The sequence below is a fragment of the Arthrobacter sp. TmtSoilC77 genome, assembly GCF_059739415.1.
In genome coordinates, this window is sequence record NZ_AP046050.1 from 4,306,821 (window position 1) to 4,331,376 (window position 24,556).

A 24,556-nucleotide genomic window follows, 5' to 3' on the forward strand; every position below is an offset into this window, starting at 1 on the left:
TCGCACCCGGCGACTCAGAAAACAATACACGCCCCACACCCCCAACGCAAATCCACCCCAACACACCCAAACACACCCCCAAAAACCCGCGCCAGCACCGCCGTCGAGCACTACTCCGCACGCGTCAATGAGCCAGTTGCGCTTCGACTTCAGGCAAGAAGGTCAGGCATTCCGAAGTGCCGATGCAGACCATCGTTGAGGAATCGCATGATCGATGCGATCCTGTCGCCAGACTGGGTTGGCTCGATCACCAACAGTCCGCGGGCCCGGCCTTGCAGATAGCAAACGAACGCCGGTCTGCCACCGGCAGTGACAGCGGTCAGCGCGTAATTGCCGCCAGGCCGGCCAGCCGCACTGGCACGGAGGAAAGCCCCGACGGCGTGCCGGCCCACGTAAAGTTCGCTGGCCGGGGGCATGGCTAGCCAGCATTGATCTGTGAGGAGCTCAAGGACGGAATCGACGTCGTCCCGCGAGAAGGCATCCGCGAACTTACGGGCTAATTCGTGGTGGCGTTGTCCGGTGGTGATTGGCCTTGAAGAAGGCCCGGCGGAGCGAGCGCGCTGAAGAAGGCCCTTAACCGCCGTCGGGCCTATCGCGAGCAGCTCAGCAGCTTCGGTAACGGTGAAGTCCAACACATCACAGAGGATCAACGTTGCAGCCTGGCGCGGCGGCATCCGTTGAAGCGCAACAACAAACGCGAGCTCGACACTTTCGCGGGCAACCGCCTGCGCAGCAGGATCAAGCTCGTCGACCAAGGCATCGGGGTAAGGCTGCAAATGCGGTAGATCGAATCGGTCGTTCGGGTTTGGTGGCTCGAAGGGAGGTACAGGGGCCGTGCGCGGTCTTCGACGTTGTTCCCTCAGAGCATTAAGCGAACGTGTAGTGGCAATCCGATAGAGCCACGTACGCAAGGACGATCGGCCGGCAAATCCAGGCAGCCCTTTCCATGCCGCAAGCAAAACCTCCTGCAGCAGATCATCTGCATCATCAACAGATTCTGTAATTCTGTAGCAATGCAGGTGAAGCTCCCGGCGAAAGGGGGCTACGAGCGAGGCGAAAGCCTCCTCATCACCGGACCGGGCAGCCTCCAACTCGGCTGAAGTCACGGTTCAATATTGGCACGGACCCACCAGGGCGTTCCGATCTGCTGCGAGGTGGTGTCTAAACAGGAGTATCCGCCCACGAAAGGAATCAGACCATGTCTGAAAAACAGGCCATAGCCGTTGACATCGCAATCGCGTACCACCGGGCATGGACGTCCGGGAACCTGGACTCAGCAATCAAGCACTTAGCCGAGGATGTCGTCTGCCATGCACCGTCCGGCACCATCAGCGGTAGTGCCGCTGTCCGGGCATTCATGGAGCCCTTCGCTGCTACCCTCACAAAATCCGCGCTTCTTGCGGCTTACGGGTCCGACGACCAAGCAATGCTCATGTACGACACAGCCAATCGGGCAGTTCCAAGTGCTCCAGGCGCAGAACTGTATCGCATTCACAAGGATCAGATCGCCGAGATCCGCATCATCTTCGATCGTCTGCCTTTCGCTTTGGCACGTGGCGACGTCGTTAGGACCTGAGCGTCTGGTTCGGTTGTTAGGTGTGGTTAAAGTGGGGAAGCCCCGACCGTGGTGGTCGGGGCTTCCCGTTAATGTTTGTCCGGCGGTGTCCTACTCTCCCACACCCTCCCGGGTGCAGTACCATCGGCGCTGTGGGTCTTAGCTTCCGGGTTCGGAATGGGACCGGGCGTTTCCCCCACGCTATGACCGCCGTAACCTTGTTACCCGTCCCGCGCACCTGTTTGTGGTGTGGGGTGGGAAGACTGTGTGGTTACAACTGTGGTGTTGTGTATTTAGTTGTTGGTTCCTGGAACGGTTGTTGTTCGGGAACCACATAGTGGACGCGTGCAGTGTGTTGTGTGTGGTGTAAGTTGTTGGCCTATTAGTACCGGTCAGCTTCACGAGTCTTTGGTCCTCGCTTCCACATCCGGCCTATCAACCCAGTGGTCTGGCTGGGGGCCTCTCACACGTATTGTGTATGGAAATCTCATCTTGAAGCGAGCTTCCCGCTTAGATGCTTTCAGCGGTTATCCCATCCGAACGTAGCTAATCAGCGGTGCACTTGGCAGTACAACTGACACACCAGAGGTTCGTCCGTCCCGGTCCTCTCGTACTAAGGACAGCCCTTCTCAAATTTCCTGCGCGCGCAGCGGATAGGGACCGAACTGTCTCACGACGTTCTAAACCCAGCTCGCGTACCGCTTTAATGGGCGAACAGCCCAACCCTTGGGACCTACTCCAGCCCCAGGATGCGACGAGCCGACATCGAGGTGCCAAACCATGCCGTCGATATGGACTCTTGGGCAAGATCAGCCTGTTATCCCCGAGGTACCTTTTATCCGTTGAGCGACGGCCATTCCACAATGTACCGCCGGATCACTAGTCCCGACTTTCGTCCCTGCTTGAGATGTCTCTCTCACAGTCAAGCTCCCTTGTGCACTTACACTCGACACCTGATTGCCAACCAGGCTGAGGGAACCTTTGGGCGCCTCCGTTACTTTTTAGGAGGCAACCGCCCCAGTTAAACTACCCATCAGGCACTGTCCCTGACCCGGATCACGGGCCGAAGTTAGATGTCCAAAGTGACCAGAGTGGTATTTCAACGATGACTCCACCCGAACTGGCGTCCGGGCTTCAACGTCTCCCACCTATCCTACACAAGCCACTCCGAACACCAATACCAAACTATAGTAAAGGTCTCGGGGTCTTTCCGTCCTGCTGCGCGTAACGAGCATCTTTACTCGTACTGCAATTTCGCCGAGTTTATGGTTGAGACAGCGGGGAAGTCGTTACTCCATTCGTGCAGGTCGGAACTTACCCGACAAGGAATTTCGCTACCTTAGGATGGTTATAGTTACCACCGCCGTTTACTGGGGCTTAAATTCTCAGCTTCGCCCACAAGGGGCTAACCGGTCCTCTTAACCTTCCAGCACCGGGCAGGAGTCAGTCCGTATACATCGTCTTGCGACTTCGCACGGACCTGTGTTTTTAGTAAACAGTCGCTTCCCCCTGGTCTCTGCGGCCCACACCCGCTCACGGAGAGCAAGTCTCCATCACGGGGCAGGCCCCCCTTCTCCCGAAGTTACGGGGGCATTTTGCCGAGTTCCTTAACCATAATTCTCTCGATCGCCTTGGTATTCTCTACCTGATCACCTGTGTCGGTTTGGGGTACGGGCGGCTAAAACCTCGCGTCGATGCTTTTCTAGGCAGCATAGGATCACCGGATCCCCCCGAACGGGAGTCCCATCAGATCTCAGGATCGTGCTCGAAACACACAGGAACGGATTTGCCTATCCCTGACCCTACATCCTTGGACCGGGGCAACCATCGCCCGGCCCGGCTACCTTCCTGCGTCACACCTGTTAATACGCTTACCTCCCGGGATCAGGTCCCGCGCTCGGCCAAAACCCACACACCACAAGGGTGGGCGGGCAGGCTCCGGGCGGTTAGTATCCCCCGCTTGGCATGGGCGGTTTTTCGCCGGTACGGGAATATCAACCCGTTGTCCATCGACTACGCCTGTCGGCCTCGCCTTAGGTCCCGACTTACCCAGGGCAGATTAGCTTGACCCTGGAACCCTTGATCATTCGGCGGACGGGTTTCTCACCCGTCTTTCGCTACTCATGCCTGCATTCTCACTCGTGTAGGCTCCACCGCTGGTTTCCACCGCGACTTCACTGCCCACACGACGCTCCCCTACCACTCCACACCCCTGAACCACGAAGGCTAGGGTACTGTGTGAAATCCACAACTTCGGCGGTGTACTTGAGCCCCGCTACATTGTCGGCGCGGAATCACTTGACCAGTGAGCTATTACGCACTCTTTCAAGGATGGCTGCTTCTAAGCCAACCTCCTGGTTGTCTTCGCAACTCCACATCCTTTCCCACTTAGCACACGCTTAGGGGCCTTAGTTGGTGGTCTGGGCTGTTTCCCTCTCGACTATGAAGCTTATCCCCCACAGTCTCACTGCTGCGCTCTCACTTACCGGCATTCGGAGTTTGGCTGACGTCAGTAACCTTGTAGGGCCCATCGGCCATCCAGTAGCTCTACCTCCGGCAAGAAACACGCAACGCTGCACCTAAATGCATTTCGGGGAGAACCAGCTATCACGGAGTTTGATTGGCCTTTCACCCCTACCCACAGCTCATCCCCTCCATTTTCAACTGAAGTGGGTTCGGTCCTCCACGACGTCTTACCGTCGCTTCAACCTGGCCATGGGTAGATCACTCCGCTTCGGGTCTAGATCACGCCACTACACTCGCCCTGTTCAGACTCGCTTTCGCTACGGCTACCCCACACGGGTTAACCTCGCGACGTAACACTAACTCGCAGGCTCATTCTTCAAAAGGCACGCCGTCACAGTTACTAGTGATTACTCACGACTGCTCCGACGGATTGTAAGCACACGGTTTCAGGTACTGTTTCACTCCCCTCCCGGGGTACTTTTCACCTTTCCCTCACGGTACTGGTCCGCTATCGGTCATTAGGAAGTATTTAGGCTTATCAGGTGGTCCTGACAGATTCGCACGGGATTTCTCGGGCCCCGTGCTACTTGGGATCCTCTCCAGGCGGTACACAACATTACGGTTACGGGGCTCACACCCTCTCTGGCCGGCCTTTCAAGACCGTTCACCTATGCCTGCACTACACACCCCACCGGTCCGGCAGAACCAGTACGGAAAGTCCCACAACCCCGCCCATGCAACGCCCGCCGGCTATCACACATGGAAACGGTTTAGCCTGATCCGCGTTCGCTCGCCACTACTAACGGAATCACTCTTGTTTTCTCTTCCTGCGGGTACTGAGATGTTTCACTTCCCCGCGTTCCCCCCACGCACCCTATGTGTTCAGATGCGGGTCACACAATCACCCAAAAGCGTTGTGCGGGGTTTCCCCATTCGGACATCCTGGGATCAACGCTCGGTTATCAACTCCCCCAGGCTTATCGCAGATTCCTACGTCCTTCTTCGGCTCCTAATGCCAAGGCATCCACCGTGTGCCCTTAAAAACTTGACCACACACAAACCAGCAAACCCACAACAAAGGGGCCCACCGGTTCACGATGCATCATCTATTCGAGAGAACCACGACCACAAAAGGCCAGGTTCATTCATAAGAAATTGCTGTAAGAACACACACCCACCAACCCCGAAGAGCCGGCACCATGCATGTTCTAGATGCTCGCGTCCACTATGTAGTTCTCAAACAACAACCCCGTCAACCAGACCCCCAACACCCACACGGGTGCCGGTACGAACCGGAAGCAGGAACAAAAGAAACACCAGAACTGTGTCCCCCTGCATTGCTGCAAAAAGGTCCTGTTGCCTCAGGACCCAACAGTGCGCCAAACACAACCCACACAAACCACGCCCCGGCACGTTCCCAACACCACACACCCCCAAAAAAGGGGCACGCACTGCCGTACTAACACCAGGACACAACCGGTCAGGCCATGCCAAACAAACGTTTGATTCGTTGATATTCCACCCATGAGCACCCACCGCAGAACATACGCCTGCGCAATGGGCAACACTGACAACCACCAGCCCCCGCATGCACGGGAACCGACACGGTTGTTAGCAGCTCCTTAGAAAGGAGGTGATCCAGCCGCACCTTCCGGTACGGCTACCTTGTTACGACTTAGTCCCAATCGCCGGTCCCACCTTCGACGGCTCCCCCCACAAGGGTTAGGCCACCGGCTTCGGGTGTTACCAACTTTCGTGACTTGACGGGCGGTGTGTACAAGGCCCGGGAACGTATTCACCGCAGCGTTGCTGATCTGCGATTACTAGCGACTCCGACTTCATGGGGTCGAGTTGCAGACCCCAATCCGAACTGAGACCGGCTTTTTGGGATTAGCTCCACCTCACAGTATCGCAACCCTTTGTACCGGCCATTGTAGCATGCGTGAAGCCCAAGACATAAGGGGCATGATGATTTGACGTCGTCCCCACCTTCCTCCGAGTTGACCCCGGCAGTCTCCTATGAGTCCCCGCCATAACGCGCTGGCAACATAGAACGAGGGTTGCGCTCGTTGCGGGACTTAACCCAACATCTCACGACACGAGCTGACGACAACCATGCACCACCTGTAAACCGACCGCAAGCGGGGCACCTGTTTCCAGGTCTTTCCGGTTCATGTCAAGCCTTGGTAAGGTTCTTCGCGTTGCATCGAATTAATCCGCATGCTCCGCCGCTTGTGCGGGCCCCCGTCAATTCCTTTGAGTTTTAGCCTTGCGGCCGTACTCCCCAGGCGGGGCACTTAATGCGTTAGCTACGGCGCGGAAAACGTGGAATGTCCCCCACACCTAGTGCCCAACGTTTACGGCATGGACTACCAGGGTATCTAATCCTGTTCGCTCCCCATGCTTTCGCTCCTCAGCGTCAGTTACAGCCCAGAGACCTGCCTTCGCCATCGGTGTTCCTCCTGATATCTGCGCATTTCACCGCTACACCAGGAATTCCAGTCTCCCCTACTGCACTCTAGTCTGCCCGTACCCACTGCAGAACCGGAGTTGAGCCCCGGTCTTTCACAGCAGACGCGACAAACCGCCTACGAGCTCTTTACGCCCAATAATTCCGGATAACGCTTGCGCCCTACGTATTACCGCGGCTGCTGGCACGTAGTTAGCCGGCGCTTCTTCTGCAGGTACCGTCACTTTCGCTTCTTCCCTACTGAAAGAGGTTTACAACCCGAAGGCCGTCATCCCTCACGCGGCGTCGCTGCATCAGGCTTTCGCCCATTGTGCAATATTCCCCACTGCTGCCTCCCGTAGGAGTCTGGGCCGTGTCTCAGTCCCAGTGTGGCCGGTCACCCTCTCAGGCCGGCTACCCGTCGTCGCCTTGGTAGGCCATTACCCCACCAACAAGCTGATAGGCCGCGAGTCCATCCAAAACCACAAAAGCTTTCCACCACCATGACATGCGCCAGATGGTCATATCCGGTATTAGACCCAGTTTCCCAGGCTTATCCCAGAGTCAAGGGCAGGTTACTCACGTGTTACTCACCCGTTCGCCACTAATCCCCCCAGCAAGCCAGGGATCATCGTTCGACTTGCATGTGTTAAGCACGCCGCCAGCGTTCATCCTGAGCCAGGATCAAACTCTCCGTTGAAAACAAAAAAAATCAAACAGACACAACCACACCCACCGGAAATAACGGCGAACACGGCTGCACAAAATTCGAAACCAGCTGAAAACCAAACCACCACACACGGGGGTGCATGACGATCCGGCATATAATTTCAACCAATCAAAAAAACAATCGGCATCAACAAACTTGGCACACTATTGAGTTCTCAAACAACAGACACTTACCGGCACCACCCACAACCCCAACAGGGCCACAGGATCGCTCCGGAGCAACTTTTCAAACTTACCCGATCAACCCGCTCTTGGCAAATCAACGTTTCCGCGATTCCCGATCCAGGCCCCGGCCCCACCCGGCAACCAGCACGCCCAAAAGCGCACCATATTCCAGGCTGTTATCAAAGGGGGTCGGCCCCCGCGGTTCCCAGCACCAGGCTGTCTCACTCGCGGCGACTCAGAAGACATTACACGCCCACCAGCCCCCACACAAATCCACCCCAACACCACCCAGAAACCGGCCAAAACCGCCCAAACACAGGCCAAACAACGCCACAGACCCGCCAAAACCACCCCAAAACCCCAAAAACCAACCCCAGTGAAGCCCGTCACACCAACCACACCCCACAATCCCGCCGCCAAACACCCAAGCCAACCACCGCCGTCGAACATTTCCACCCCACCCACCAAAACCCCGCACGATCTGAGAGAACGATCCCCCAAACCCCGCACGATCTGAGAGAACATCCGAAGAAGGCGGCGGCCATCCGGCAGCGCGCGTCCAAGGGAGGAACGACCGAGCGCGCAGAGGAAGACCACCACATTCGCGCCGCGCCAACCACCCAGCCACCCAGCCACCCAGCCACCCACGCGCCAACCTCCCAACCGCCTTCGCGCCAACCACGCACAAACACGCTTAAACGCAGAAAAGGCCGGCAACCATAACGGTTGCCGGCCCTTTCAGAGCTTCGTGATTACCAGGAAGACTTGGTGATACCCGGGAGCTCACCGCGGTGAGCCATGTCGCGGAAGCGAACACGGGAGATACCGAACTTCTGGAAGGTGCCGCGGGGACGGCCGTCGATCTGGTCGCGGTTACGCAGACGGATCGGGGAGGCGTTGCGGGGCAGCTTCTGCAGGCCGAGGCGTGCAGCTTCGCGTGCTTCGTCAGTCGCGTTGGGGTCAACCAGGGTCTTCTTCAGTTCGAGACGCTTGGCAGCGTAACGCTCAACAATGACCTTGCGCTGCTCGTTGCGAGCAATCTTTGACTTCTTTGCCATGTGTTTAGCGCTCCTCTCGGAATTCGACGTGCTGGCGGATCTTGGGGTCGTACTTCTTCAGGACCAGACGGTCAGGATCGTTACGACGGTTCTTGCGCGTTACGTAGGTGTAACCCGTGCCCGCAGTGGACTTCAGCTTGATGATCGGACGTACGTCCTTGTCCTTTGCCATTAGAGCTTTACTCCTCGTGCCAGGATGTCGGCGACGACAGAGTCGATGCCGCGTACGTCGATTGTCTTGATGCCACGGGCTGACAGGGTCAGCGTGACGTTACGGCGCAGGGACGGAACCCAGTAGCGCTTCTTCTGAATGTTCGGGTCGAACCGACGCTTGTTGCGGCGGTGCGAGTGCGAAATGCTGTGTCCAAAGCCCGGCTCGGCCCCGGTCACTTGGCAGTGTGCTGCCATGACTCTCCTCCAAAGATTGAATGTAACGGTGTGCAGATGTTCCTGCGTTACCGTGCGACAGGCAGCGTTCGCGTCCGATCCATACCATTTCGGTAGTTTCCGCATCAAGTACGGCGAAGAAGGTTGGGCCTCAGAACCGGTCAGTGATAAACACTGGAACAGATCCTGGGATACCGGGCGAATACAGGAATGCACGCAACTTGAGCCCCTAACTACCGGCCATCGGGATGTCAGTCAGACTGACCTCACCGCCAACCGGAGCAATTGCACACGATCCGCACTACCTAGCGCCTAACTATTCTACGGGCCAGGCCAAATTAAGACCAATCAGGAATCATAAGCCCTCGCAAGCCCTTTCACAGCAGAACGAAAGGATGCCTGGCGAGTCTTGGATCATGACATCGTTTCTTTCACGTGTTTCGGGTGCTGAACAGTCCGCGGCGCCGGGCCCACGGACACCGCCGGCCGCCGTCGAACCCTTCCGGGCGCAAGCCCGACGGCGGCTGGCCCGGGCTGACATTCTGGGTTTCCTCGCGTGGGTGTCCCCGGTGGCCGCAGTCGCCTTGTGGCTTGCAGACGGCGGCGCAGGCGGGTTCTCCTCCTTTGCCGGTGGCGCGACAGGCCTGGGAATCGTGGCTGGTTTGGTCGGCATGGACGTGGTCCTCCTCATGCTGCTCCTTGCGGCCCGGATCCCGTTGATCGACAACACAATCGGGCATGACCGCGCTCTTGAGATCCATAAATCACTGGGTAAGCCGGCGCTTTACCTGCTGCTGGCACATGGGATCCTCCTGGCGGTCGGCTATGGAGCCGCAGAAGGCCTCGACCCCATCAGCGAATCGGTGTCCCTATGGGTCAACGTCCCGGATATGTGGCTCGCGTTCGTCGCGATGGCGCTGTTCCTCGCCGTGGTCGTGACCTCGTTAGTGGCGGTGCGACGCAAGTTCCCGTACGAATTCTGGTACGTAATCCATCTCCTGACTTACGCAGCGGTGGCAACGGCAATCCCCCACCAGTTCAGTGTTGGCGGACTCTTTGCCGAAGGAACCTGGCAGCGCTGGTATTGGCTGGCTTTCTGCATCGGAACGGGCGCGGCGCTCCTGTTCTTCAGGATTTACCTGCCACTCGCCTCGACAGTCCGGCATCAGCTCACGGTCAGTCGTGTAGTCCGTGTTGCACCTGATGTCTTCAGCATCGAAATGACCGGACTGCATCTGGAGAAACTGGCTGGCAGCGGCGGGAGATTCTTCATCTGGAGGTTCCTGGCTCCAAGGTTCTGGTGGCAGCCGCATCCCTTCAGCCTGTCTGGGGAACCGCTTCCGGCCACAGGCACTGCAGCGGGCAAACTCCGTATCACCGTCCGAAATCTAGGCGACGGATCCGTCCGACTGGCCCGCCTCAGACCCGGCACCAGGGTCGCCTTTGAGGGCCCTTACGGGATGTTCAGCACCGCCGCCCGGTCCCGCAACAGAGTGGTGATGATCGGCGCCGGCATCGGCATTGCTCCTCTGCGGTCGCTGTTGGAATCCACGCCTTTTGAGCCTGGCAATGCAACGGTCCTGCTGCGCGGACACGACGAATCCGAGCTCTTCCTTGGTCAGGAAATCATGGCCCTTTGCCAAGCCCGCGGCGCGACCCTCTTCCACCTGACCGGCCCGCGCTCCGCACGCCCCAACGCATGGCTCCCCGAATCAGCCGTCCAAGCCGGTTTCACGCTCCGTTCCTATATCCCGGACGTGGCCAACGCCGACGTCTACGTCTGCGGCCCTGCTGGCTGGGCCGGCAACGTGGTCCAGGACGCGGAGGCCGCAGGGGTACCTGCAGAACAACTCCACTACGAAAGGTTCGACTGGTGAGAATCCGCGCAGCATTGGCAACGGCACTGGCGTCCGCGGGCATACTGCTCGCAGGCTGGCAATCAGGAGCTCATGTTGCCGAAACAACCACGTCCACAACAACAAGCCTGAGCAGCAGCATGTCGGCCGGCAGTTCAGCGGCGAACGGCAGCACCGGAACCAGCGGCAGCACCGCGGAAAGCACGACGGCGGCAACGTACGACGGCGCGTCGGTCCAGACCCGCTTCGGCACAGTCCAGGTCCAGGTGACTATCCAGAATGGCAAGATCACCGAGGTCACACCCCTGCAACTCACCGATGCGGAACGGAAGTCTGCCCAGATCAGCAGCCGGGCAGCACCTGTCCTGCGATCCGAAGTCCTGCGGTCCCAGTCAGCCAACGTCCAAACTGTCAGTGGCGCAACAGTCACCAGTGAGGCCTATCTGACCTCCCTCCAGGCGGCCCTCGATGCAGCCAACTTTTAACGGCGAACAGCTCCGTGCGCGTACGTTCCGCAGCATGGGCACTGTGGTGAGCCTGACCGTGGCGAGCGGAACCTCCGCCCAAACCTGCGTCGATGAGCTGCAGTCCGCCGTCGACGTCGTAGGGGAGATATTTACGCAGCTCGACCTGACGTTCAGCCTTTACCGGGAAGGATCTGAGGCAAGCCGGCTGGCCCGTGGCGAACTGACGTTGGCTTATGCCTCGGAGCCAATGCAGGAGCTCTATGCCGTCGCCTCGGAATGGCGCGTGGAGACCGAAGGCGCGTTCACGGCAGAGCGACCGGACGGTGCGTTGGATCTTTCCGGAATCGTCAAAGCCCACGCCATGCGCGAAGCTGCACTGTCCCTGGGTGCCCTCGGCCTGCACAATTGGTGCCTCAACGCCGGCGGGGACGTGCTGGTAAGCGGATCACCGGAGCCGGTGGACTCCGGGTTTGACGAACCCAATCCGTGGCAGGCCGGCATCGTTGATCCGTTTGACCGCCGGAAGCTGCTCAGTACATACCGCCTCAGTGCCTCGGCGGAACGCGGAGTGAGGGCCCTTGCAACGTCAGGCTCGGCGGAACGCGGGGAACACATTTGGACCGTCGGTGCAGTGCGGCCGGAGTTCGTTCAGGTTTCCGTCGCGGCACAGGACATTGTCACGGCCGACGTCCTGGCAACAGCCATCGTCGCAGGCGGACCGCAAACCCTGGATCACGCTGTGGAGAAATGGGGCGTCGACGTGCTCGCGGTTGGCAGGACCGGAACGCTGCTCGCCACACCCGGTTTTCGTAGCGCGGGCTGAGCGAGTTCTGCTCGCCCGGCTTAACTACACCGGGCGGATCAGAGCCGGATACTTCGGGCTAAGCCCATCGCCCGAGGACGTACCCCGTACACGGCGCACTACCCACGGGCCGGCGAATTCCCGGACCCATCGTGCGTTTGCCCGGATAGCTTCGGACCGGTTCAGCGTGGGAAGCGGTGCGAGCTCCGGGACTTCGAGCACATGCTCATGCTCGAGGACGTCCAGCACGCGCTTGGCCATATTGACGTGGCCCGCCGTCGACATGTGCATCCGGTCCTGCGCCCACATCCGGACGTCGTAGTACTCATCGAACCGCCAGTAATCCACCAGCAGGGCACCATGGTTCTCGGCGATTTCGCGGAGCAGTTCGTTGTAGATCGCGGTCCGACCACGCATCGTGCTGAAAACCTTCGAACCGCGGGCGTCAAAGCCCGTGAAGAGCACAACGGTGGCGCCGGTCGCGCTTAACTTGGCGATACCGGCGTCGTAATCCTCCAAAAGCGAGTCAATATCGATCTTGGGCCGCAGGATGTCGTTGGCGCCGGCATACATCGTCACCAAAGTGGGCTTCAGCGCGACGGCCGCGTCCACTTGTTCCGCCATGATTTGGCGGAGCTTCCTGCCGCGGATGGCGAGGTTGGCGTAGCCGAAGTCCTCGTTGCTGTGGGCCAGCTGCCGGGCAACGACGTCGGCCCACCCGCGGACGCCGTTGGGTCGCGTTGGGTCGTCGTCGCCAACGCCCTCAGTGAAGGAATCCCCCAAGGCAACATAACGGGCAGAAAAATCCATGCCGTCAGTCTGCCATTAGGCGACCGCTACCTACAAAGCACGGAAAAGGCTACGATTCGCGCAGGATCCAATGGTTATTGTCCAGCCTGGAGACAATCTTCTCGCCGATGCGCGCGAGGTCCGCGACGTCGTCGGGCGAGAGTGAATCGAGCATCAGCGCCCGCACGGACTCAACGTGACCGGGGGCCAGGGCCACAATGGTGGACATGCCGGCCTCGGTCAGGTGGGCGACGGTGACGCGCGCGTCGCCGGGGTGTGCCTGACGTTCCACCCAGCCGCGCTTCTGGAGTTTGGTGACCACGTGCGACAGGCGCGACAGCGAGGCACTGGTCCGGGCGGCAAGCTCGCTCATGGGCAGGTACCTGCCCTCGGTTTCCGAGAGCATCGCCAGCACGTTGTAGTCGAACAGCGACAATTTTCCAGCAGACTGAAGCTGCGTATCCAGCGCCGAGGGGAGCAACGTATTGATGCTCAAGAGGGCCAACCAGGCACGGCGTTCGTCGGCATTAAGCCAGCGGGGTTCAGTCATGGATCCATCTTAGGAGAATTAGCCGGTTGCCCCGGCCTTGCTGCAGCCGCAAACGGTAGGCTGGCGGAATGTTTGTTGTCGCCTTGACCTACAAAGTTCCCGACGAAATCGTCGATTTCCACCGTCCAGCCCACATGGCCTGGCTTAAAGACGCGTTCGACGCCGGCGTGTTCCTTGCGTCGGGACGTCGCGTTCCAGCCACGGGCGGCGTGCTGCTGTCAAAGGTTGACCGGGCAACCCTGGATGACTCACTGGCCAAAGACCCGTTCTTCAGCAACGGCGTGGCCGAGTTCGAGATCATCGAATTCACGGCGACCACTGTGGCCGACGGCTACGAGAACCTGCTCGAGAACTAAGGCTTGCTGGCTGCCTTCACTGCGTGGCCTGCTGGTTTTCGACCAGTTTCTTCAGTCCGCCCTTCCGGGGGACTTTCACGGGCTGGGGCCAACGGGGATTCAGGGAGTCCCCCAGGGTGATGCCGCGGAGTTTACGTCCAAAGAGAGGCAGGACCCAGTCGTTCACCCAGCGCCGCTGCCTGCGTTCCCATTCGCGCATTGTCATTCTTTGGGGTGGGTCCCATTGCTTCGGAGAAATCTTGTGCGGGACGTTCAGATGGTCAAGGACCTGGGCGGCAAGATATTTGTGGCCGGCCTTGGACATGTGAAGCCGGTCGGGAGCCCACATCCGCGAATCTTTGTAGGCGTCGAAGCACCAGTAATCCACCAGGATCGCCCCGTACTCTGCGGCCACATCACGGACCTTTTGGTTGTACATCGTGTTGCGCTTCTTGAACGGTTCCAGGACGGCTGAGACCTTCACGTCAAAACCGGTAAAAAGGACCACCGTCGCCCCGGTGCCAGCAAGCCGGGCGACCAGCAGTTCATAGTCGTTGAGGAGCGCGTCCATGTCCGTGCCAAAGTCCAGGATGTCATTGCCACCGGCATAAAGCGTGATGAGTGTTGGTTCCATGGCGAGGGCAGGCTCGAGTTGTTCATCGATGATGTGCCGGAGCCGTTTGCTGCGCACGGCGAGATTTGCGTACTCCCAGCCCGGCTGCGCTTTGGCCAATTTCTCGGCGACACGATCTGCCCAGCCGCGTACCCCGTTGGGCAAAACCTTGCTCGGATCCCCCACGCCCTCGGTGAAGGAATCCCCAAGGGCGACGTACCGCCGTCGTCCGCTGTCCCCAGCCGCGCAACCATCCCGCATCCAGACAACGCTACCCACCCCCGGTTACTCCCCGACCAACCCAAAGTGAACAGGTCGGGCGGGAAGTGCGCGAGCATCCCCAAAAAACCAGCGGGAAGTGAGAGAACAAACCGAATAAACGGGCGGGAAGTGAGCGAGCATCGGAAGGGTGAGGGACGCACGGGGCCGGTTGGCGGTCATCCGGCAGCGTGCGTCAAAGCGACGAAGGAGCAGCACGCAGAGGATGGCCGCCAACCGGCCGGACCCAACCGGTTGGACCCGGGCCGCGACGCGCCCTCACGCTTAGCCCTCTGCCTTGCCGCGTCGCCAGTAGCCCATGAAAGCAACCTGCTTCCGATCGATTCCGACGTCCCGCACCAGGTACCGCCGCATTTCCTTGATGACGAACGCTTCCCCGGCGATCCAGGCGTAGAAGGGCAGCGCACCGGCAGGCGAAGTGGGGTTCTTGGTGGCTTCGATGGCAGCAGTGTCCATGCGTTGCGGGGTTTCCCAGAGGATGTCCTGGTCCACGTTGACGTCTTCGGGCTCGGGACCGGCAGCTTCGGATCCCTTGATTCCTACCCAACCCGGGACGGGAACAGCCTTGGCGACGGCTTCTTTGAGGAGTTCGCCATGTGGGCGGGAGCGGCCAATCGCTGCGCCGCGGGCGAGCCAGGTGATTTCGACGTCGGCAGGTGTGCTGATGTCCTGGAAGTCCCCGGCTTCGGGTACTTCGAGGAATGCGTGGCCGGTTATGTCCGCGGGCAGGCTCTCGAGGATGGCGCTGATTGCCGGCACTGCTGTCTCGTCTCCGGCGAGCAGGACCCTCTGGGCCAGCCCGGGCCGCCATTCGATGCCGCCGTAGGCACCGGCGGTGGTGCATTGGGCTGCACGGTTGTTGGGGCCGATGATGGTGAGGGCGTCACCGGGCTTCGCCGCGACAGCCCAGTTGGCCGCGGGTCCGCCATGGCCTGCGTCGTCAAAGTGCATGACAAAGTCGATGTCGATTTCGGGGTACACGGCGTCGAGTCGCTCAGCCCTGACCGTGTAGGTGCGCATGGCTCCCCGGACGGAAGTATCCATGGCCAACCATTCCTGGTACCACCCGGCTTCTTCCATCTTGAATTCGGGTAGGGGGATCTGCTGTCCTTGGGCGTCGAATGAAGGAATCATCAGCTTCACGCGCAGGTCCAAGGTATCCCCTGCAACGCCGAAGCCCCGCAGCGAGTAGCCACCGAACGTGATCCGCCGGAAATTCGGGCTCAGGTCCTGCACGGCCGAGACCGTGACGTCGAAGGCAAGGGTCATGGGTTCCACGCTGGCGCTCGCTTGGGTCCGTGTTGGTTGTGCACTCATGAGGCGATCTCCAGTTCGTTGGTTGAAACGGGCTGTGCGTGGTGGCGTCCGATGGGGACAATGAGCGGTGTTCCTGAGATGGGGTCGGGAACCACGCGGGATTCCAGGCCAAAGACGTCGTAGACCAGTTGCTCGGTCACCACAACGGGTGCGGGTCCTTCGGCCACAATGCATCCGCCCTTCATGGCGATGACGTGGTCGGCGTAGCGCGCGGCGAGGTTGAGGTCGTGGAGCACGATCGCCACGGTGGTGCCCCGGCTGCGGTTGAGGTCCGTAACGAGGTCCAACACTTCCACCTGGTGCGCAAGGTCCAGGTATGTGGTTGGCTCGTCAAGCAGCAGCACGTCAGTTTCCTGCGCAAGGGCCATGGCAATCCAGACGCGCTGGCGCTGTCCGCCCGACAATTCGTCGACGCTTCGCTCTGCGAGCTCCAGCGTTGCGGTGGCTTCGAGCGCCCGCTGCACCGCGGCGTCGTCGGAATCGCTCCAACTCCGGAAGAAGCCCTGGTGCGGATACCGGCCCCGTCCCACGAGGTCGCGCACGCTGATACCGTCCGGAGCGGTGGGGTGCTGCGGAAGCAGGCCCAACGTCCGGGCGAGCTCACGGGCTGGCCGGGAGTGGATGTCCTTGCCGGCGAGCGTCACGGCCCCGCTGGCGGGCTTGAGCAGCCGCGACAATCCACGGAGAAGCGTGGATTTACCGCAGGCGTTTGCGCCCACAATCATCGTGACTTTACCCTCGGGGATTTCCGTGGTGAGACCCTCAACCACCTTGCGCTGCTCGTATTGGAGTGTCAGGTCCTTGGCCTTAAGCATTGCCATGTCAGGCTTCCTTTCGATTAGAGGTGACCAGGAGCCACAGCAGGAAGGGTGCACCGAGGGCGCCCGTGATGACGCCGACCGGGAGGACGGTTCCGTCGAGGATGGCGGGTGCGATGTTGGAGGCGAAGAAGTCTGCGGCCAGCACGATCAGCGCGCCGGTAAAGGCCGACGCCGGGAGGCTGGGTTTGCGGACGATGCGTCGGGCAATTGGTCCGGCCAGGAAAGCGACGAAAGCAACGGGACCGGCAGCCGCCGTCGCGGAGGCGGCAAGCCCGACGGCGGTCAAGACCAGTCCCAGCCTGGTGGCGTTGACCCTGATGCCCAAGCCGGCGGCTGCATCGTCACCGAGTTCGAGGATGCGCAGCGGGCCGGCCAGGATGATGACCGCCGGAACCAGGACCAGCAAGGAGGCCATGAGGATCCCGGTGCGCTCCCAATTCGCAGAATTCAGCGAACCGTTAAGCCAGACGAGGACGTCAGCCGCGGTACGGATGTCAGCACGGGTCATGAGAAAGTTGACCACTGCGTGCAGTGCCGCGGCGATGCCCACACCTGCGAGTATGAGGCGGTTGCCGGCAGCATTGCCACGGCTGCCTCCGCCTGCCCCGGACCCGGTGCCACGCGAAATCGCGTAGATAATGGCAGCAACACCCAGCGCACCGCCAAGGGCTGCCCAGGAAACGACGGCTCCGGAAGCACCAAAGATGACAATCGCCGTCACGGCCGCTGCACTGGCTCCGTAGCTGATGCCGATAATGTCAGGGCTGGCCAGGGGGTTGCGCAGCATGGTTTGGAAAAGCGCGCCGGCCAGGCCAAAGGCCACGCCGATCAGTGTTCCGATGGCAGCGCGGGGCAGTTTGTGCTCCATGACAATGAAGCTGGCGCCGGGGATCTTCTCGCCGCCGGTCAAGTGTGCGATGACGATCTTGAAGAAATCAGGGATGGTCACCGTGTAGCTGCCCAGCAGCACGTACACGGCGAACATGACAACGAGGGCCAAGCCGAGGAAGAACGTTGGGCTGGGCACGCGCCGAAATGACAATTGATGCGAATGTTTCCGGGGAACATTGCCATTAAGTGCCAACTCGGCGGGGAGTTTGCGAAGGGTGGTCACAGTCCGGCCCCCTTTCCGCGGCGGATGAGCCACACGAACACCGGCGCACCGACGAGCGCGGTCATGATGCCGGCCGGAACTTCGCCGGGAAGCAGGACCACTCGGCCGATCACATCGGCGATGATCAGCAGGATGGGCGCCGAGATCATGGAGAACGGCAGGACCCAGCGGTAGTCCGGACCGGTGAGCGAGCGGACAGCGTGCGGAATCACCAGGCCGAGGAAGGCGATGGGTCCAGCCAGCGCGGTGGCGGATCCGCACAGCAGGACGATCCCAAGGCCGATGATTCCACGGGATAGGCCAACATTCTGACCGAGTCCACGGGCGATATCGTCGCCCAGGGCGAGGCTGTTCAAGATGCGGCCACTGGCCAGAACGATTACGGCGCCGACGGCCAGGAAGGGAAGAGCAGGTAGCAGAACGGACCAGTCGCGTCCGCCAATACTTCCCACCTGCCAGAACCGGAACCGGTCCAGGGTGTCCTGGCTTGAGACCAGGATGACATTCATCAGCGAGAACAGGCCGGCACTCAGCGCCGCGCCCGCGAGGGCGAGCTTGACCGGCGTCGCACCGTCACGTCCCCTGGACGCGATGGCGTAAACGACGACGGCGGCAGCTGCGGCGCCGATGAAGGCGAACCAAATGTAGCCGGTGAGCGAACCGACGCCGAAAACATAGATGCCCACGACAACCGCAAGGGCCGCACCCGCATTGAGTCCCAGAATCCCGGGATCAGCCAGGGGGTTGCGGGCCACTCCTTGCATTGCCGCTCCAGCCAAGCCCAGGGCGGCGCCTGCCAGGAGACCCAATGCTGTTCGGGGAATCCGTGCGATGACCACTGCGTGGTCGCCGCTTTCAGGATTGAAGTTGGTGATGGCTTCCCAAATGGTGGGCAGGGGAAGCCCGCGCGCGCCGATCGCCAAGGATGCTGCGCACGCGGCGACGAGTACGACGACGGCGACCAGCAGCCAGGCACTCCGCCCGCTTGTTGCCCTGGAACCGGTTCCCCCTCCGGCCACATTGCTCCGGGGTGCGCTATCGCGCTGGTTACCAGGCACAGATGTGCCGCCAACCTGCCCCACGGAAGCCGCCGTCGTCGTACTCAATTTCATTACAGTTACTTGCCTGCCTTGTCCGCTGCACTGCCCAGCTGCGGCAGGAACGTGTCCAGGGCCCACGGCAGGCTCAGCGGCGAGGAGGCGGAGATGGACAACGTAAGGGTCTGATCGGCGTCGGCAACCAGTGCGCCGGACTTGACGGCGGGTATCTGGCCCAGCAGAGGGTCGGCCTTGATGGCGTCGGCCGTGGCGGCTTCGGGCACCCACGTCACGAAGACATCGGAGTCGAGCTCGTTGGCCTTTTCAGCGGACCACGCAATGAAGAAGTCCTTGTTGGTCTTCGTGTTCTGCTCCACTACCGGAGCGAGCTTCATGCCGATTTCGGAGAGGAAGCGCGGGCGGTTATCGATGGCCGTGTAGACGTTCACGCCGTCACCCTTGGCCGGTTCCAAGTTGCCGTAGATAAAGGTCTTGTCTTTGATCTGCGGGTACTTGGAAACCTTGTCCTTGACGGTGGCTTCAGTGTCTTCAATCAGTTTCTTGGCTTCGGCTTCCTTGCCGAGGGCCTTACCGATGATGGTGGTGCTTTCCTGCCAGGGCGTACCGTAGGCGAGCTCCGGGTAGGCAACCACGGGAGCGATTTCGGAAAGCTTCTTGTAATCGGCTTCCTCCAGGCCGGAGTAGGCGCCGAGGATGACGTCCGGGTTCAGCTTGGCGATCTCAGTGAAGTTGATCCCGTCCGCCTCGGAGAACTGCACGGGAGCCTTGTCCGAACCGAATCCGGCGCCAAGCTTCTCCAGCGCGGCATCCTTCCACGGGGTGGAGCCCTTGTCGTTGTTGCCCCACTCGTTCTTGGGAACGCCAACAGGGACAACGCCCAGGGCTATTGCGACGTCGTCATTGACCCAGGAGATGGTGACTACGCGCTTGGGCTGTTCCTTGATGGTGGTCTCACCGAAAGCGTGCTTGATGGTCACCGGGAAAGCAGCGGTTTCTGCCTGCTCCGTTGCCGGAGTGGAGGTGGCGGGCCCGGTGGAGCAGCCAGTGAGGGAAAGGGCGACGGCGGCCAAAGCGGCTGTCGCGGTGCCTGCGGTCTTCAGCAGGGCGCGGCGTGGAAGAAGGGAAGCCACGGGACTCCTTAGGTAAGGGATGCGAACCTAAGTAAGGCTAGCCTACCCTTTGGATAATTACGAAACGTTTGCGTCACGTAATGTCCACCGTGCACATTGCTAAGATATCGGCAGCGGACTACCGCTTCCAAGGAGAACGACGAGGAGATGAGCGTGCGCACGATTTCAGTTGCTGCAGCCATGGATGGCGAGGTGGCCATTTTGGCCTGCTTGGCACTCCCCCACCCGTCGGCATCACTCTAGGTACACGCACTCCGAACTCCTGTTTGGGTCTCTTTGCTGTGCCTCGCTTTCACAGATGACCGACGCTCCTTTCCAGCTAGCGCTCCTGTTCAGCGCGCCGTCGATCAACTCCGAAAGAAGTTTTGCCATGCAGAAAATTACTGCCCAACAAATCCGTTCGTCATTCATCAATGCCAGCCGGTCCGAAGCCGCCAAGCTCAACCTTCCGCGCGACTTTGAAACCATCGACTGGGAAAACCTTGAGTTCCTCGGCTGGCGCGACGAAAAAATGCCCCAGCGCGGCTACCTGGTGGTCCCGCACCGGGGCAAGCTCACCGGAATCATGCTCCGGGCGCCTGAAGGAGGCTCCGGAAAGAAGCGCGTGGTCCTCTGTGAATTGTGCCGTGACGTCTTCTCCAAAGACGACGTCTATCTGTGGGTCGCCAAGAAGGCCGGACAGTCAGGCAAGGACGGCAACACCGTGGGGACCCTGATCTGTGCCGAGTTCGGCTGCAGCGCCAATGTGCGCAAGGAGCCGCCCGCCAATGAAATCAACCCTGACCCGGCCGTCGTCGTGGTTCGGCAAATCGCCGGGCTTGAGGAACGCACAGCCCAGTTCCTGGACCGGGTCCGGGGCACCTCCACCCGCTAGCAACGCGAGGTCACTTACGGCCCATAAATGGCCTCAGCATGGGCCGTAGGTGACCCCGCGTTGCTTTAGCGGAGGACGATATCCACGGGATTCGCCTCTGACCGCCATGCGCCAGGCTCTCCCGGGCCCGCAATGACGGGAGACGTGAGCACGCCGGACCGGTTGGTCCGCTTGTCGCGGAGGATTTCCGTGACCGAGCCAAGGTGACGCGACAGGTCGATCACGTTTTCCGGCGCGGCCAGCAACAACTGGAAGCCGAACTCGTGAAGCGCCTTGATGCCTGCTCCTGCAAATTCCTCGGATGCCAGCACGAACGCTTCGTCCATCATCACGGTGCCGTAGGTAGTGAAGCCCTGCTCGGCAATACCCAGCTGGTAGCTCAGGGCCGCGGCCATGATGAACGCCGTGAAGCGCTGACGTTCACCGCCGGACATGGAGCCCGTATCGGCATGCATGAAGACCTCGGTTTTCTTCTTGCCGGCCTTGCCGGTTTTCGCCGACTTCCCGGCCACCTCCTTGTGCTCCTTGCACTGGATAAACAGGTGGCCGCGGACGTCCAGCACTTCGGCGCGCCAACGGCGGTCCTCAGGGGTTTGGGAACCGAGACGCTTCACCAGGGTCTCCAGCGACTTGTAGCGGGCGGTGAGCTCGGCGTCGTCGTCGACCTCCGTTCCAGCTGCGGCAGATGCGCTGCGGGAGGGCCGCGTGTGCTTGGCCTTCAGCGCGTTCTGGATCGCATCCTTGAACTGCTTGGCCGTTGCCGGAAGCGTCTGCTTGATGTCCAGCTCCAGATAGCTGCCCTCGTGGAAATTGACCTCTGACAAGATGCCGTTGAGGGGCAGGATCCGGCTGGTGATACTCCGGCGCTCCTCATCCAGCAGGTGCAGCAGCGTACTGAACGATTCGTGCGTGCGCTGGTTGAAGAACAGCCGGAATTCGGCCTCCTGCGCGGGTAGGCCATCGCTCACGATCGCGTGATAGCGCGATTCGAAATCCCCGGCAGCCCCGATGGACGTGCCATGGTCAGCACTGATGGCGCTGCCCCAATCACGCACGAAGGCCTCGAAAATTCGCGTCAAACGCTCGGCCGTCGCCTGGCTGCGCGATTCGGCGGCGTGCAGCTCGTCGAGCAGTTTGTTGCGGACGCTGTTGGCCAGGTTGTCGAGTTCGTACAGCTCGGATACATCGCCGACGCCGGCAAAGTACGGTTCCAGCGCGGCCACGGTGGAGCTCGACGGCGGTGCTTGCTCAAGTTTCAACCTGGCGGCATCGAGCAGGCCGTCAGCCGTGATCATCTTTTGGTCGAGCGCTTTGTATTCGCTCTGCAGCACGGCCGCCGCACCTGTGGAGGACTGGTGCTTTTCCCGCACTGCCTCGATGTTGGCGCGTAACGGTTCAAGGTCGGCCTGGGCAGCCAACGCATCGGAAAGCCGCTGCTCAATCCGGGCAAGCTCGTCCGCGGCAACAGCTGCGGAGACCTGTTCCCATGGACGCTCATCCTCGGCCACCCTGCGAAGGGCTTCCAATTGCCGGGCCATCCCTTGGTGGGAATCCTCACGGCTTTGCGCCAATTCGGCAGCCTTGGCCAGCTCGTTTTCCAGCTCGCCCACGCGGGCCGCCACCAGTTCGAGCTTGGATGCGTTGTCGAAGCCGAGGACGTAATCCTGCCGGCTCGTGAAACGGTCGTCCTTTTCCACGGTGTGCCGGTTGCGTTTGACCACGCCACCCAGGCTGAGGCCCTTGTCCATCGCCGCAAGCTCGTCCGGGTCCTCCACGCACGGGTACGCGAAGTCCAAGGCGATCCGCTCGCGGATCCATGCCCCGGCGTCGGCGTTGGCGCCCGAGGTGAGGATGCTCAACTTAGTCAAGAGGTCGCCGTCGGACACGTCCTCCACAGCCAGCGCGCCACCGGCAACGGGCTTGGACACATCAACTGCGCGCAGTGCACCCCGGACCGTGTTGTCGTTCAAGTACCGCGTAACCGCAGCGAAGTGCTCTCCCGGGACCAACAGCGTGGTGGCGAGGTTGCGGAGCGCACGTTCCGCGGCCGGACGCCACTGATCCTGGCCCTCGGCGAGGTCGATCAGCTCACCGCCAAACGGCATCCGTTCCTCGGGGATGCCGGTCGCGGCTGCGATCGCGGCCCGGTTTTCTATGCTCGACGGCGGCAAGAGGGACTTGCGTGACCGCAACGACAACAGCTCCTGCTCAGCCGCAGCCAGCTCGCGTTTCTTGGTCGCGTGGCCGTCGAAGGCCTCGAAACGGAGCTCCTTCAAAGCCTCCGAGTCGTCCTTCAACTCCGCCGAACGGGCAGCTGCCTGCTCATGGGCCTGGTCCCAGCCCTCGGCTGACCACTCAAGGTTCAGCCCAGCATCGGCCAGCGCTTTCCGGGCAGATTCCTCCACCTGTTGGCGCAACTTCAGACTGACGCGGGCGTTCTCCAACGACTGCTCGATAGCCGAAATCGCATTACCGCCGCGGTTGTTGTAATCCAGCTCCAGCTCACGGAGCTCCTTGGCCAAAGCATCCCGGACCGTGCGCTCGGCAGCGAGTTCCTGGGCCTTGGACTGTGCCAATTCCTTGAAACGCGCCAAGGTCTTGGCGTGGACGGTGACCGCAAGTTGCTGCTTGTACGCCTCAAATTCCTCGCCAGCCAACTCGCGAAGCCTGTTCGCGTCCAACAACGCCTGCGCATAATCCCTGTTCAGCCCAGGTACCGGCGCCAGCTGATCGCGCTGCTGCCGGACATCCTCCAACCGCTGCCGGATAGACATCAGGTTGCTGAATTCCTCCACCACATCATCAGCCGCAGCCAACGTAGCCGGAGCATCGAGTACCTGGTCGCGGAAAAACGTATTAACGCTTCCGCCAAGGCCTTTCCCGGCCTGGATGACGCGCAGCAGGGGAAGCGCCTGGTCAGAGTTGATGCCGAGGAGCCTACGGAACCGCTCCGCGAACGCCTTATGGACGTCGAAGACCTGCCCGTCCGGGAAGATCGATTCCAGCGCGCCCTTGGTGAATCTCTTTCGGGCGATCCCCTCGATCGCTTCCAGGTCCAGCGGCTTGTTGTCGATCACGTAAAAACGCCCGACACTGGACTCAGTGCCATTCTTCGGCAAATCAAACAGCGCAGAGACCGTCACCTTCGTGCCTGCCGCATTATCAAACGTCAGTGCGACGGCGGACCAAGTGGCACCAGGGCGCTGGAAGGCACTGGCCGAGCCATCCCCAACAGCCTTATCACCGACCTTGCCGCGCATATAAGTGAACGTGGTCCTCTTGTCCTCCACAGCGCCACCGGAACGCTGCGCAGCAGCCTCATTCGAGCGCGGTCGGGCATCAAAGACGCGGAGCATGGCATCGAACAGCGTCGACTTGCCGACGCCCGAATTGCCCGTCAGGAGGGTCCCGTTGCGGTCCACGTGCATCGTATGGGCCCCATGGAAGGTGCCCCAGTTGACCACCTGCACGAGTGCCAAACGCATCTGGCCCGGGTTGGTGAGCTCGCCGAGCGGGAGCATGGTTGCGATGGTCACTTGGCTGGCTCCTCTGTTGCTTCGTCCCCTATCGCGGCGGTACCGGACACATGCTCTGCATGCTCGCTCGTGCCTCCCCAACCGCCCCCTGACCTCGCAAGCTCGGTTAGGGAACCCTGCGGTTGTGGGCCCACCTTGGACGCATGCTGCCGCATGTCTCCGGGATCGCCGCTCGCTTCGGTGAGGTTCGCGCCCGAGGTAGACGA

At 60.8% G+C, this 24,556-nt stretch carries 19 protein-coding genes and 3 rRNA genes; 6 read left to right on the forward strand and 16 right to left on the reverse strand.

The features are described from left to right. Positions 1–149 precede the first annotated feature (149 nt). Complete coding sequence (locus AC6I99_RS19890; RefSeq protein WP_497961631.1) at positions 150–1,106, reverse strand: RNA polymerase subunit sigma-70; 957 nt, start codon at positions 1,104–1,106, stop codon at positions 150–152. A 92-nt stretch (positions 1,107–1,198) separates the two neighbouring features. Here AC6I99_RS19890 and AC6I99_RS19895 point away from each other — a divergent pair, with 92 nt between their 5' ends. Next, on the forward strand, positions 1,199–1,576 hold the full coding sequence (locus AC6I99_RS19895) for a nuclear transport factor 2 family protein (protein ID WP_497961633.1): 378 nt from the start codon (positions 1,199–1,201) through the stop codon (positions 1,574–1,576). 77 nt (positions 1,577–1,653) lie between these two features. Here the strand turns inward: AC6I99_RS19895 and rrf are convergent. From rrf to rpmB, 6 genes are all read right to left on the reverse strand, one after another. Further along, a 5S ribosomal RNA gene (rrf, locus tag AC6I99_RS19900) occupies positions 1,654–1,770 on the reverse strand. Positions 1,771–1,916: 146 nt separating this feature from the next. Continuing rightward, a 23S ribosomal RNA gene (locus tag AC6I99_RS19905) occupies positions 1,917–5,072 on the reverse strand. A 575-nt stretch (positions 5,073–5,647) separates the two neighbouring features. Next, positions 5,648–7,170, reverse strand: a 16S ribosomal RNA gene (locus AC6I99_RS19910). The 16S, 23S and 5S rRNA genes sit together here, the layout of an rRNA operon. 946 nt (positions 7,171–8,116) lie before the next feature. Further along, complete coding sequence (rpsN, locus tag AC6I99_RS19915; protein WP_216927432.1) at positions 8,117–8,422, reverse strand: 30S ribosomal protein S14; 306 nt, start codon at positions 8,420–8,422, stop codon at positions 8,117–8,119. 4 nt (positions 8,423–8,426) lie between these two features. Continuing rightward, positions 8,427–8,594, reverse strand: a complete 168-nt coding sequence (rpmG, locus tag AC6I99_RS19920) for a 50S ribosomal protein L33 (RefSeq protein WP_003798558.1) — start codon at positions 8,592–8,594, stop codon at positions 8,427–8,429. Further along, positions 8,594–8,830 carry a 50S ribosomal protein L28 gene (rpmB, locus tag AC6I99_RS19925; RefSeq protein WP_011776361.1) on the reverse strand — a complete coding sequence of 79 codons (237 nt, stop codon included), beginning with the start codon at positions 8,828–8,830 and terminating at the stop codon, positions 8,594–8,596. The genes rpmG and rpmB overlap by 1 nt, the downstream gene beginning before the upstream one ends. 395 nt (positions 8,831–9,225) lie before the next feature. Between rpmB and AC6I99_RS19930 the strand changes: the two genes are divergently transcribed. From AC6I99_RS19930 to AC6I99_RS19940, 3 genes are read left to right on the forward strand one after another with little or no spacing between them, the layout of a single operon-like run. Further along, positions 9,226–10,686 carry a ferredoxin reductase family protein gene (locus AC6I99_RS19930; protein ID WP_497961635.1) on the forward strand — a complete coding sequence of 487 codons (1,461 nt, stop codon included), beginning with the start codon at positions 9,226–9,228 and terminating at the stop codon, positions 10,684–10,686. Next, complete coding sequence (locus AC6I99_RS19935; RefSeq protein WP_497961636.1) at positions 10,683–11,150, forward strand: FMN-binding protein; 468 nt, start codon at positions 10,683–10,685, stop codon at positions 11,148–11,150. The genes AC6I99_RS19930 and AC6I99_RS19935 overlap by 4 nt, the downstream gene beginning before the upstream one ends. Beyond that, on the forward strand, positions 11,134–11,955 hold the full coding sequence (locus AC6I99_RS19940; protein ID WP_497961638.1) for an FAD:protein FMN transferase: 822 nt from the start codon (positions 11,134–11,136) through the stop codon (positions 11,953–11,955). Before AC6I99_RS19935 ends, AC6I99_RS19940 begins: the two co-directional genes overlap by 17 nt. 24 nt (positions 11,956–11,979) lie before the next feature. Here AC6I99_RS19940 and AC6I99_RS19945 read toward each other — a convergent pair whose 3' ends face one another. Beyond that, positions 11,980–12,744: an SGNH/GDSL hydrolase family protein gene (locus AC6I99_RS19945; RefSeq protein ID WP_224165598.1), complete on the reverse strand. Its 765-nt coding sequence runs from the start codon at positions 12,742–12,744 to the stop codon at positions 11,980–11,982. 49 nt (positions 12,745–12,793) lie between these two features. Then, positions 12,794–13,273, reverse strand: coding sequence for a MarR family winged helix-turn-helix transcriptional regulator (locus AC6I99_RS19950; protein ID WP_216927438.1), 480 nt, complete (start codon positions 13,271–13,273; stop codon positions 12,794–12,796). 68 nt (positions 13,274–13,341) lie between these two features. Between AC6I99_RS19950 and AC6I99_RS19955 the strand changes: the two genes are divergently transcribed. Further along, entirely contained in the window at positions 13,342–13,629 is a 288-nt protein-coding gene (locus AC6I99_RS19955) for a YciI family protein (RefSeq protein WP_309931908.1), read from the forward strand. Positions 13,630–13,645: 16 nt separating this feature from the next. Here AC6I99_RS19955 and AC6I99_RS19960 read toward each other — a convergent pair whose 3' ends face one another. The 6 genes from AC6I99_RS19960 to AC6I99_RS19985 all read right to left on the reverse strand — a co-directional run bounded on the left by AC6I99_RS19960 (position 13,646) and on the right by AC6I99_RS19985 (position 19,940). Continuing rightward, positions 13,646–14,482: an SGNH/GDSL hydrolase family protein gene (locus AC6I99_RS19960; RefSeq protein WP_497944202.1), complete on the reverse strand. Its 837-nt coding sequence runs from the start codon at positions 14,480–14,482 to the stop codon at positions 13,646–13,648. A gap of 282 nt (positions 14,483–14,764) precedes the next feature. Continuing rightward, a complete protein-coding gene (locus AC6I99_RS19965; RefSeq protein WP_497944201.1) occupies positions 14,765–15,817 on the reverse strand; it encodes a siderophore-interacting protein in 1,053 nt (350 codons plus the stop codon). Continuing rightward, complete coding sequence (locus AC6I99_RS19970) at positions 15,814–16,638, reverse strand: ABC transporter ATP-binding protein (protein ID WP_497944200.1); 825 nt, start codon at positions 16,636–16,638, stop codon at positions 15,814–15,816. Before AC6I99_RS19970 ends, AC6I99_RS19965 begins: the two co-directional genes overlap by 4 nt. Before the next feature lies 1 nt (position 16,639). After that, a complete protein-coding gene (locus tag AC6I99_RS19975; RefSeq protein ID WP_497944199.1) occupies positions 16,640–17,752 on the reverse strand; it encodes a FecCD family ABC transporter permease in 1,113 nt (370 codons plus the stop codon). Further along, positions 17,749–18,864 carry a FecCD family ABC transporter permease gene (locus tag AC6I99_RS19980; RefSeq protein ID WP_497961639.1) on the reverse strand — a complete coding sequence of 372 codons (1,116 nt, stop codon included), beginning with the start codon at positions 18,862–18,864 and terminating at the stop codon, positions 17,749–17,751. Before AC6I99_RS19980 ends, AC6I99_RS19975 begins: the two co-directional genes overlap by 4 nt. Positions 18,865–18,869: 5 nt before the next feature. Further along, on the reverse strand, positions 18,870–19,940 hold the full coding sequence (locus AC6I99_RS19985) for an iron-siderophore ABC transporter substrate-binding protein (RefSeq protein WP_497961640.1): 1,071 nt from the start codon (positions 19,938–19,940) through the stop codon (positions 18,870–18,872). 370 nt (positions 19,941–20,310) lie between these two features. Here AC6I99_RS19985 and AC6I99_RS19990 point away from each other — a divergent pair, with 370 nt between their 5' ends. After that, positions 20,311–20,814: an FBP domain-containing protein gene (locus AC6I99_RS19990; protein WP_497961641.1), complete on the forward strand. Its 504-nt coding sequence runs from the start codon at positions 20,311–20,313 to the stop codon at positions 20,812–20,814. 65 nt (positions 20,815–20,879) lie between these two features. On the opposite strand, the gene AC6I99_RS19995 is transcribed toward AC6I99_RS19990, so the two are convergent. Next, entirely contained in the window at positions 20,880–24,350 is a 3,471-nt protein-coding gene (locus AC6I99_RS19995; protein WP_497961642.1) for an ATP-binding protein, read from the reverse strand. Positions 24,351–24,556: the final 206 nt, after the last annotated feature.

What these genes read in the sequence shown, in the direction of transcription:
- AC6I99_RS19895 (WP_497961633.1), top strand. Translation starts at nt 1,199, where the DNA reads ATGTCTGAAAAACAGGCCATAGCCGTTGACATCGCAATCGCGTACCAC.
- rpsN (WP_216927432.1), bottom strand. Translation starts at nt 8,422, where the DNA reads ATGGCAAAGAAGTCAAAGATTGCTCGCAACGAGCAGCGCAAGGTCATT.
- rpmG (WP_003798558.1), bottom strand. Translation starts at nt 8,594, where the DNA reads ATGGCAAAGGACAAGGACGTACGTCCGATCATCAAGCTGAAGTCCACT.
- AC6I99_RS19970 (WP_497944200.1), bottom strand. Translation starts at nt 16,638, where the DNA reads ATGGCAATGCTTAAGGCCAAGGACCTGACACTCCAATACGAGCAGCGC.
- AC6I99_RS19965 (WP_497944201.1), bottom strand. Translation starts at nt 15,817, where the DNA reads ATGAGTGCACAACCAACACGGACCCAAGCGAGCGCCAGCGTGGAACCC.
- AC6I99_RS19945 (WP_224165598.1), bottom strand. Translation starts at nt 12,744, where the DNA reads ATGGATTTTTCTGCCCGTTATGTTGCCTTGGGGGATTCCTTCACTGAG.
- AC6I99_RS19980 (WP_497961639.1), bottom strand. Translation starts at nt 18,864, where the DNA reads ATGAAATTGAGTACGACGACGGCGGCTTCCGTGGGGCAGGTTGGCGGC.
- rpmB (WP_011776361.1), bottom strand. Translation starts at nt 8,830, where the DNA reads ATGGCAGCACACTGCCAAGTGACCGGGGCCGAGCCGGGCTTTGGACAC.
- AC6I99_RS19990 (WP_497961641.1), top strand. Translation starts at nt 20,311, where the DNA reads ATGCAGAAAATTACTGCCCAACAAATCCGTTCGTCATTCATCAATGCC.
- AC6I99_RS19955 (WP_309931908.1), top strand. Translation starts at nt 13,342, where the DNA reads ATGTTTGTTGTCGCCTTGACCTACAAAGTTCCCGACGAAATCGTCGAT.
- AC6I99_RS19940 (WP_497961638.1), top strand. Translation starts at nt 11,134, where the DNA reads ATGCAGCCAACTTTTAACGGCGAACAGCTCCGTGCGCGTACGTTCCGC.
- AC6I99_RS19950 (WP_216927438.1), bottom strand. Translation starts at nt 13,273, where the DNA reads ATGACTGAACCCCGCTGGCTTAATGCCGACGAACGCCGTGCCTGGTTG.
- AC6I99_RS19960 (WP_497944202.1), bottom strand. Translation starts at nt 14,482, where the DNA reads ATGCGGGATGGTTGCGCGGCTGGGGACAGCGGACGACGGCGGTACGTC.
- AC6I99_RS19930 (WP_497961635.1), top strand. Translation starts at nt 9,226, where the DNA reads ATGACATCGTTTCTTTCACGTGTTTCGGGTGCTGAACAGTCCGCGGCG.